General features: G+C 36.7%; 8 protein-coding genes and 2 tRNA genes. 2 read left to right on the top strand and 8 right to left on the bottom strand.

Going from position 1 to position 8,671, the window contains the following annotated elements:
• Nucleotides 1-149: 149 nt before the first annotated feature.
• From ACQR30_RS16000 to ACQR30_RS15980, 5 genes are all read right to left on the bottom strand, one after another.
• A tRNA-Leu gene (locus ACQR30_RS16000) sits at nucleotides 150-235 on the bottom strand.
• Nucleotides 236-282: 47 nt separating this feature from the next.
• Nucleotides 283-355, bottom strand: a tRNA-Gly gene (locus ACQR30_RS15995).
• A 99-nt stretch (nucleotides 356-454) separates the two neighbouring features.
• Nucleotides 455-679, bottom strand: a complete 225-nt coding sequence (locus ACQR30_RS15990; RefSeq protein WP_429736763.1) for a hypothetical protein — start codon at nucleotides 677-679, stop codon at nucleotides 455-457.
• A 64-nt stretch (nucleotides 680-743) separates the two neighbouring features.
• Nucleotides 744-1,760, bottom strand: coding sequence for a glycosyltransferase family 2 protein (locus ACQR30_RS15985; protein ID WP_429736762.1), 1,017 nt, complete (start codon nucleotides 1,758-1,760; stop codon nucleotides 744-746).
• 133 nt (nucleotides 1,761-1,893) lie between these two features.
• The gene (locus ACQR30_RS15980) at nucleotides 1,894-3,282 is read right to left on the bottom strand and encodes a sialate O-acetylesterase (RefSeq protein WP_429736761.1); all 1,389 of its coding nucleotides are present in this window, start codon (nucleotides 3,280-3,282) and stop codon (nucleotides 1,894-1,896) included.
• Nucleotides 3,283-3,523: 241 nt separating this feature from the next.
• On the opposite strand from ACQR30_RS15980, the gene ACQR30_RS15975 reads away from it, so the two are divergent.
• Nucleotides 3,524-4,243 carry a pirin family protein gene (locus tag ACQR30_RS15975; protein WP_429736760.1) on the top strand — a complete coding sequence of 240 codons (720 nt, stop codon included), beginning with the start codon at nucleotides 3,524-3,526 and terminating at the stop codon, nucleotides 4,241-4,243.
• Nucleotides 4,244-4,440: 197 nt separating this feature from the next.
• Here the strand turns inward: ACQR30_RS15975 and ACQR30_RS15970 are convergent, their stop codons facing one another.
• On the bottom strand, nucleotides 4,441-4,890 hold the full coding sequence (locus ACQR30_RS15970) for a YidH family protein (protein ID WP_429736759.1): 450 nt from the start codon (nucleotides 4,888-4,890) through the stop codon (nucleotides 4,441-4,443).
• A 111-nt stretch (nucleotides 4,891-5,001) separates the two neighbouring features.
• Between ACQR30_RS15970 and ACQR30_RS15965 the strand changes: the two genes are divergently transcribed.
• Nucleotides 5,002-6,177 (top strand): MFS transporter, encoded by a 1,176-nt coding sequence (locus ACQR30_RS15965; protein ID WP_429736758.1) that lies wholly within the window; start codon nucleotides 5,002-5,004, stop codon nucleotides 6,175-6,177.
• A gap of 90 nt (nucleotides 6,178-6,267) precedes the next feature.
• On the opposite strand, the gene trxA is transcribed toward ACQR30_RS15965, so the two are convergent.
• Both trxA and ACQR30_RS15955 read right to left on the bottom strand, forming a co-directional pair.
• Nucleotides 6,268-6,564 carry a thioredoxin gene (trxA, locus tag ACQR30_RS15960; RefSeq protein ID WP_429736757.1) on the bottom strand — a complete coding sequence of 99 codons (297 nt, stop codon included), beginning with the start codon at nucleotides 6,562-6,564 and terminating at the stop codon, nucleotides 6,268-6,270.
• A gap of 638 nt (nucleotides 6,565-7,202) precedes the next feature.
• Complete coding sequence (locus tag ACQR30_RS15955; RefSeq protein ID WP_429736756.1) at nucleotides 7,203-8,303, bottom strand: nuclease-related domain-containing protein; 1,101 nt, start codon at nucleotides 8,301-8,303, stop codon at nucleotides 7,203-7,205.
• Nucleotides 8,304-8,671: the final 368 nt, after the last annotated feature.

The following is an 8,671-nucleotide window of genomic DNA, read 5'->3' as shown; positions in this document are numbered from 1 at the left end:
ATCTAAGGCAAAGCAAATTGTTTTATCGCAATCCCCCAACTTTTTAACTTGATCCCAATTGAGTTCGCGCTGAAAGCTATATTAATAAAGAAAAAGAGGCTTCTCAGTTATGAGAAACCTCTTGGAAAATTTGGGAAAAATCCCACATGTGCCCCAGGCGGGACTTGAACCCGCACGACCGTTGCTGATCACAGGATTTTAAGTCCTGCGTGTCTACCAGTTCCACCACCAGGGCAAAACGTTGAAAAAAAATCCCACCAATAATAAGTGGGACTTTTCGTGAGCGAAAGACCGGGCTCGAACCGGCCACCCCGACCTTGGCAAGGTCGTGCTCTACCAAATGAGCTACTTTCGCAGGTAAAATATTGAATAAGAACTAATTATGTAATCCGTAATTTGGGTTGCAAAGATAAAAACTTATTTTATTCTGCCAAATTTTTCTCGCTATTTATATTTATTTGTACTGTGGAGTATATAATGTGCTACTTTGGATCTCAATATCAGGTTTTCCTTGATACCTATTAGTCCATAGTACATAACATGCTGTAGCCAAAAAGAACACAAAGCCCCATACTTGCACGTAAAACAAAAATCTTGAAGATGATACTTTGTTGTAAGCATAATCTTGGTTCTTTAATTGTTCTAACTCTTCCTGATAGGCTTGATCTTGATTAGTCATAATAGATACGCTTTGTTTTTACTTTGCAAATGTATGAATTGAACAGAAAATTCAAAATATTATTTCAGAAAATCTCTTTAAATATTTTTTTTCCAGCAATGAAATATTGCCAAACAATCGAATGGTTTGATACACCAGACAATTTATCCATAGGCTTTTTTGAAAATTTGTGTTGATCATTTATTTTGATTAGCCATTTATAATAGGCATTGTGCGCTTTTAATATGGCTTTTACGGAATCAAAATCACTAGAAAGCAGACATTTCATGGCAAAAACACCATCTAATATCAGTCGGAAAGGTACTTTCCATAATTTTTCTCTCAGAGGTAGGTTTCTAGAGAGCATTATCAAATTATTCCTAAAGTTTAAAAAAGTTTTTCGATGACCTTTCGGTAAGGTGCCTCCACCCACATGATAAACAACTGAAGAGGTACAACATGCCACTTTATAGCCGGCTAATTGCGCTCGCCAGCATAAATCTATCTCTTCTTGATGTGCAAAGAAAAATCCATAAAGCCCACCTAGACTTTTATAGATCTCCGCTTTAATAAACATTGCCGCTCCTGTTGCCCAAAATATTTCGGAACTATTGCCATATTGATTTTTATCTTCTTCTAATGTTTCAAATACTCTTCCTCGCGCAAACGGATAGCCTAAAAAATCTATCCAACCCCCTGCTGCACCCGCATATTCAAAATGTGTCTTTTGGTTGTAGGATAATATTTTAGGTTGACAAATAGCTATTTGTTTATCAGCCTCCATCAAATTGACAATAGGATATATCCAGTTTGTCGTAATTTCTATATCGGAATTGAGTAGTACAAAATACTCTGCCTGTACTTGTTTTAATGCCTGATTGTAGCCCTCAGCAAAACCAAAATTCTTTTCTAAAATAATAATTTCTACCGCTGGGAAATTCCTTTTTAAAAAGGAAATGGAATCATCACTAGATGCGTTGTCTGCTACAACTACTTTAAAGTTGGCATAATCAGATGCCAATAGTGTAGGAAGGAATCTTTCTAAATATCCTTTCCCATCAAAATTTAAAATTACAACAGCAACCCGTGGTGATAGATTCATTAATTATTAAAATTGAAAATTAGCATCGCGAAACTAATTAATTTTAATGTAAAGCTTTGTTTCAAGATGCTAATTTCAAATGCGGTGTAAGAAAAATTATTCATTTAAATGCATAGAAAGCGTTTTGGGTAAATTATTGAATATCGATTTTAAAGGGTGCAACCGGCATATCCCCCTTATTAAAAATATTGCCCATTTGTGTATTGTTAAATCCGTATTCAACGATTTTCGGAGTCGCTATATTCGCGTTGTAAACCGTAATAGAGCCTTTGCCGAGCTTGACTTTGGCCGGATAAAATATGCCATCTTCTCCTGCAATATATAGATCTTTTGCATCGCCGTTTTTACTGTGCAGTCCTTCATTCGCATTGCTTAAATTTATCTCGACTCTATTGCCTTTTAAAGTGTAAGACTGATACAATGGTGAGAAATTATCAAACTGCTTTAAGTCATAATTATCGTGTAATGCGATCTCTGCCAGCCTGTAACCAACGTCGTGCTTATCGTGCGGATGAATATCATTTGTGTCGGTAACTAAATCTGAGGTCACGACCATTCCTGTTTTAGGTAATGATAATGCTTCAGTTTGTGCTTGGCGTATATGAGCCCCTACATTGAATGTTCCATATTTATAAGGTGCAATTTGCACAAAATAGAAAGGGAACTCCTCGTCCCATGCGTTTCTCCAAGAAGAAATCATGCTTTTAAATAAAGGGGCATAACTCTGGTACGTATCAACGTTCGATTCCCCTTGGTACCATATAGTTCCTGCAATTTTATATTTTGTTATGGGGGCGATCATTGCATTATATGCCAAGCCCGACTCTGTAGGCCACCAAGGCGTAGGTTTTATCCTTTTTTGCCACTCTTTTAAAAACTTGTTATTGTCTATCACACTATCTGGTGTCCACACTTCTGCCGGCGTCCCACCCCAGTTAGAGGAGATTAGGCCAATAGGCACATTTAGATTTTCGCTTAATTTTTTCCCAAAGAAATAGGCTACCGCGCTAAAATTTTTCACGGTATTAGAATCGCAGTTGGTCCAACTTCCATCGCAATTCTCCTGAGGTGTTTTCGCGGTTGTTTTTGGAATTTGAAAGAAATGTAAGCGATATTTATTGCAAGTAGCAAAGTCAGCAGCGACATCTTTTGTTTTGCGCCAATTATAGGTAAACTCCATATTAGATTGTCCGGAGCAAACCCAGACTTCACCTAACCAAACATCATTTAATTTTATTATGGTATTATGTGATTTAAAACTAATGATATAGGGTCCGCCGGCTTTTGGCGTGTGAATAGTTATTTGCCACTTACCATTCCCATTGGCTTTTGTCTTTAAGGTATCTTCGTTCCAGGATGTAGTTATAGAAATTTTGTCGGTGGGGTTTGCCCATCCCCATAAACTTACATCCGCTTTTTGTTGCAGGACCATGCCGCTGGAAAGTATGTTAGGTAATCTAATTTGCGCCTGTGATTGTCCTAGTAGAAATAAGCCAATGAATATGAATAAGCACTTTTTCATTTTGTTTTTTAGTTAATGTAATGATGATGATTTTGATTTGTATTGAAATTCCGGTTGCCAAGTTAAATCTATATTTTGGAATATTGGCCATGCGGGATTGTAATAAAATCGTAATATAATTTATTTAAATGTGAATATCGAAGCGAAAATTAGTTTTCTTGACTTAATGTAGATTATTGGAAACACCTTCCTATTTGGTGGACATTTGCAGTATTAAAAACATTCGATAAAAGGAAAGATTATGGCAAACACAATATTACACAAAGCAGCAACCAGAGGTCACGCCAATCACGGTTGGTTGAACAGTTTTCATACTTTCAGTTTTGCAAATTATTACAATCCGGAAAGAACACATTTTGGTGCGCTACGCGTTTTAAATGATGATACGGTAGATGCTGCAATGGGCTTTGGCAAACATCCGCATGAAAACATGGAAATTGTAAGTATTCCTTTAGAAGGGGATTTGGAGCATAAAGATAGCATGGGTAATACTACTATTATTAAAAATGGTGATGTACAGGCGATGAGTGCCGGTACAGGTATTTACCATAGTGAATACAACAAAAATAAAGATGAAAAAGTAAAATTTTTGCAGATTTGGATTATCCCTAATAAACAAAATGTGACACCTCGTTACGATCAGATTTCATTAAACCCGGCTGACCGACACAATACGTTGCAACAAATATTGTCTCCCAACCCTGATGATGCAGGCGTTTGGATACATCAAGACGCTTGGTTTCATTTGGGCAAATTTGATAAAGGTGTGACAACTGAATACACGGTCAGGAAGCCGGAAAATGGCATTTATGTCTTCGTCTTAAATGGCGATTTCAGCATAGATAATACCGATCTTTCTACCAGGGATGGATTAGGAATTTGGGATACAGATAAAATAAAGCTTATCGCCCGCTCCGAAAATTCGGAAATATTATTAATGGAAGTACCTATGGAAATTTAATCTGAAACAGATAGTCCTGTGTAATAAAGCAGCTAAGGAACGTCAATCGAAGTTTGTTGGCTGTTTTATTATTTTTTTAAGTCGGCTAAGCATCGACACTATAATCGGAAGCTGGTTTCAGCGAATTGGCAGTCAATAAGTGTACGGGAAATAATAATTTTAATTGATAGAATAAGGTTAGGATACTTCTAGAAACTCTATCCAATCCAAATCATCAATATCAGTAATCCTATACCAAATACGATGATCATAGATGCAAAAGATGCAGGGAGAGAGGCTTTGTGGTAGGCGGGTAAAACATATTCTTTTTTGAAGTAGCGTGCAAAGCGTATAAAGCGAAGGCCAGAAAAGAACGCCATTAACATAGAAAAGACGATTAGGATAATTCCAATAATTTTAGAGGGAATATCAGGCTGCGCTACATGTATGCCGACAACCACATGTTGCGGCATTTGGTCGAGCATTAAGCCAAGCCGGTCGATGGCTATGCCGAATATCATAGATGCTAATGCCGTTCGAAGCCATACTGACAAGGTTCGCTCTGCATTCATATAACTTCGCTCTGCTGACAGTTGTGAACGTTGTCGAGAAAGCTCTATCAATTTTTTCATCCCGTCTAATGAATCTTTGATTTCATTATCTTGCATAAGAATGATTTTTTGCTTAATCAAATTTACGACAAAGAAATTTAGCCAAAATGGTTTACAAATAAAAGAGACTTATTTTTGTTTGTAATTTTTTTATTAGAACAATTAAACATGTCTTTAGCAAAACCACAAGCGCGACTAACACCTTTTCTCAAATACTTTATTACTATTGGCTGCGGTGTAGTGGTAGCTAATTTGTATTACTGTCAACCGTTATTGGGCGCTATTTCTCGCGCTTTTCATGTAAAAGAGGAGTCGGCATCTATTATTAATATTTGTTCTCAATTAGGTTATGGTATTGGTTTGTTCTTTTTAGTTCCCTTGGGTGATAAAATAAAACGCAGAAAGCTGTTGATTTGGATGCATTTTTTAGCCGCTTTGGCTTTGTTGGGAACCGCTTTATCGCAAAATATTACTGTCCTTTATTTTTTCAGTACTTGTGTGGGGATTGCCAGTACGGCTTGTCAGGTATTTATTCCTTTAGCAGCAGATTTAGCGGTAGAGGAAGAGCGTGGGAAAGTTTTGGGCACCGTGATGGGTGGACTGCTAACCGGTATTTTATTGTCGCGTACGCTTAGTGGATTTGCCGCTGCTTATTGGGGTTGGCAGAGTATTTATTATATCGGAGCAGGCTTTATGGTAATAATGACGGTGATGATTTGGAAAATTATTCCGGAAGAACAACCTAAATTCAAAGGAAGCTACGGCAAGCTTATGAAATCTCTTTGGGAACTCTTCAAAGCGCAGCCGGTGATTAGAGAAAGTGCATGGATTGGTGCTTGGTTATTTGGTGCTATTTCTGCCTTCTGGGCTACCATGGCATTTCTTCTAGAAAAACCGCCTTTTCATTATTCGCTTTCCTTGATTGGACTGTTTGGTATTATTGGCGCGGGCGGTGCTTTAATTTCTCCTTTTGTAGGGAAAGTAACGGACAGAAAAGGTCCATTTATTCCGATGCGTTGGGGTATTATTTTGATGATAATTGGATGGATTGTCTTGCTAAAAGCAGATTGGACAGTCGTGCTTGTTGTTATCGGCATTATCATGATAGACATGGGAATGCAATCGACGCATGTGCCGAATTTGGCACGCAACTACGCGCTGTTGCCAGAAGCTCGTACACGACTCAACACGTTATATATGACAGCTTTTTTTATTGGGGGCACCCTGGGCTCTACCATTGGTAGCATTGCCTGGAACCTTGGTGGATGGATGTGTGTTTGCATTTCTGGTGTCATAATGGTGGTGCTCGGTGCGCTACCACTTGCTTTTAAAAAGAATAGGTAAGTATTTGAAAAAATTTGCTAAAGTGAAACCTTAAAATATATTCTGAATCGGATTAAGGAATTTATTATTGACAGAGAAAAATATTTTTATCTATTGATGTTGATAGATGATTTGTTCTAAGGAGGTGGCAGTTACAACACCCGAACCTCTCCATTTTATTTTTCCATTTTTAAATAATATCAGAGTAGGTACGCCCTGAATCTGAAAGGCCTTTGCAGTAGTAGGGCTCTTATCCACATCAATTTTTATAATAGTTGCTTTATCGCCCACTTTAGATTTTAATTCTTCTAAAATTGGTTTCATCATTTTGCAGGGACCGCACCACTCTGCGGAGAAATCAACGAGTATCGGCTTGTCGGAACTTATTAACTCTTTAAAGGTTGCCATATCATTTTATTTTGCGTTTTCAAGGACCATATCTTGAATTGTTACTTTACTTTTTTGTGGATTTAGTTACCCAATTGCCACCATAACAATTGTCAGCTGCACAACCAAAATTAAACAATCCCATGGGCAAAAAACATGTACCAAATAAAATGCCAAGCCGTAATTTGATAGCAATAGGCTGCGCGGTTATAATGTAAACTAAAACCCGGACGAGACCGAATGTTCATTTGAATATATTTATGTCTGCCTAGATTCGACTAACTCATAGAAAAGTATCCGAAAAGCCCCTTTTAAAGGCCCCACATTGAAAGTTATGCTGTGGACCTTTTCGATTTACTTTTTTGTTGACCGATGTCGCCGTAAGACGCTATTGGCAAGAAAGCACCCACCCCTTCTTTTCTATAATATTGGTTTTTAAAATAAGTTCTAATCTCAAAAGCACTTTTTCGGTAATTCTATTATGTCATAATTCTTTTGAGGATTTAAAAATAGTATTTTTGGGCTGCATTTCGGCTACTGTAATTAACTCCATAATAAGAATGGTTAACAAAGATTCTGTTCAACACCGTTTTCGTTTCTTGCCCGTTGTGCAAAACGAGAGCCTAGGTATTAGCAGCAGTAAGATTTCACTTCGGTCGTCATCCTCTTTGTGTCAAATGTTTTTGGTCATTCAAGTTGAGTAAATAACTTGCAATTGCCTGTGTCTCCTCATTTGTGAACATTGGCTTGAAATATTTGACATAACCAAGAAGCTCATTAACTGTCAAGACTTTAACATGTTGAAATTCCTCGTTTGGTTTTGAATTTGTCAATACAATCAGGTTTTTTACTGGTATTTTTCTGTCTCCCCAATGATGTTGTTTAAGTATTACTCTGTGGCTTGAAATATCTCCAGTCAGTATTTTAAAGAGAGCAAAGTTTGTTCGTTTTATTTGTTGAACTGGAGAACGTAAATCCAAACTCGCTAATGATTTTTCACTCCAATTTTTCGTCTCAATAAGAAAGATACCAGAAGGTGTAATAAGCAGATGGTCAATCTGAATTGATTTGATATAATCCTTTTCTTGTCGATTGTAAATAGCAGGATGAAAACTTAGAGCAAAATCGTTTATCAAAATGTTATCGTCTGATAAGTTTTCCAATTCTTTTACAACTTTATGCTCGCCTAACGCTCCATAAATTGTATTTTTCACTTCATCAATTATACGTTGTTTATTCTCAAGTTTGTTTGTCTCAGTCAAACAACTTTCGTTAACTGCGTCCATAAAATGCGAAGTGATATATTGACGGCGATTAGTTTTATATTGATGTTGATCAACCAAGCTGCTGACTGCATAACTAACCTTGTTATTCAAATTGAGTTCTAAACTTTGAAGTTTCTTTTTTAAAGACGACTGCTTTATAAAGTTGATAAGTCTCTTAAGAAAACTCCGACCCCTTGGAGTTGATAAGCTGTTTAGCTTTTGCGTTAAATCTTCAATCTCACTGCGAAAACTTTTTTCAAAATGAGTTTTGTCCGTTTTAATAATTTTGTCTAATTGTGAAATTTCTACATCAAGAGTATTTTTTTCATTTTCTATCAGTTGTTGGTGATTTGAAATGATTTGCTGTCTTAAAGCTGAAAAGTTCTTTTGAAAATATATTACCTCGTTTATAGAATTGAAGTCATTAATGTTGTGTCGCTTCAAATGTGTTTTTACTGTTGTTAAACAGCCAATAGAGTTATGAACTTTGCACATTTTCTTTTGTCAATATTTTGGAGGTTGTGTCCCGAACTTATTACTGCCGAACTCATAGAAAAAATCCGCAAAGAGCCCCTTTTAAAAGCCCCACATTGAAAGTTATGCTGTGGACCTTTTCGATTTACTTTTTTGCTGACCGATGTCGCGCGGTAAGACTCTATTGGAGACAAAGTATCAACGTGTTGTTTTCTATAACCATGTTTTTTAAAATAAGCTCTAATCTCAAAAGCAACCTTCCGGTAATTCTATTACGTTATAATTCTTTTGAGGATTTAAAAATAGTATTTTTCTGCTGCATTTTAGCTACTTTAATTAACCCCATAAAGCAGATGGCTACCAAAGATTCCGTTCAACAGGGCTTTCAT

It is taken from the genome of Arachidicoccus sp. (assembly GCF_050436765.1).
Classification (GTDB): Bacteria; Bacteroidota; Bacteroidia; order Chitinophagales; family Chitinophagaceae; genus Arachidicoccus.
The sequence above is the reverse complement of the archived record's forward strand: the minus strand, read 5'-3'. Positions and strand labels throughout refer to the sequence as shown.